Source organism: Mesorhizobium sp. M7A.F.Ca.CA.004.06.1.1 (assembly GCF_003999135.1).
Lineage (GTDB): Bacteria > Pseudomonadota > Alphaproteobacteria > Rhizobiales > Rhizobiaceae > Mesorhizobium.
On sequence record NZ_RZPQ01001341.1, the window covers coordinates 1 to 685 of the forward strand.

Below are 685 nucleotides of genomic sequence, written 5' to 3' on the forward strand. Positions count from 1 at the left end.
CCCGTAAACGGGGAGAAGGAGGCTCACAGCCGCCCCAGCCTCTCCACCAGTAGCGCGAAAAATCCGTCATGGTCGATGTCGCGCATCACCATGGCGTTCTTTGGCCGCTTGGTGACGCCCCACCAGTCGATCACGGTCATGCCCATGGTCAGTTCCGAGGCGGTTTCCACGCTGACGTTGCAGTTGCGGCCCTTGAACAGGTCAGGCTTTAACAGATAGGCGATGACGCAAGGGTCGTGCAGCGGGCCGCCGTCGGTGCCGTATTTCTCCTCGTCGAAGCGCTCGAAGAATTCCAGCATCTCGGCGGTGGCGGTGCCGACCTTGGTGCCGAGCGCGCGGAAGGTTTGCGTGCGCTTGGCGGTGGTCAGCGCCTTATGGGTGACGTCGAGGGGCATCATCACGATCGGAATACCGGATTTGAACACGACATCGGCGGCCTGCGGATCGACATAGATGTTGAATTCGGCGGTCGGGGTGACATTGCCGCCCTCGAAGAAGCCGCCGCCCATCAGCACGATTTCCTTGATGCGCGGTGCAATGCGCGGCTCGCGGATCAGCGCCAGCGCAATGTTGGTGAGCGGGCCGAGCGCACAAAGCGTGATCGTGCCGCTTTCTTCCCCCATCAGCGTCTCGACGATGAAATCGACCGCGTACCGGTCCTGCAGCTTCATCGTCGGTTCTGGCA

1 protein-coding gene is annotated in these 685 nt (G+C 61.9%); it reads right to left on the bottom strand.

Annotated elements, in window-relative coordinates; translation table 11 throughout:
• Window positions 1-23: 23 nt before the first annotated feature.
• On the bottom strand, window positions 24-685 hold a 662-nt coding region (locus EN906_RS36200; RefSeq protein WP_164777711.1), incomplete at its 5' end, for a nucleoside hydrolase.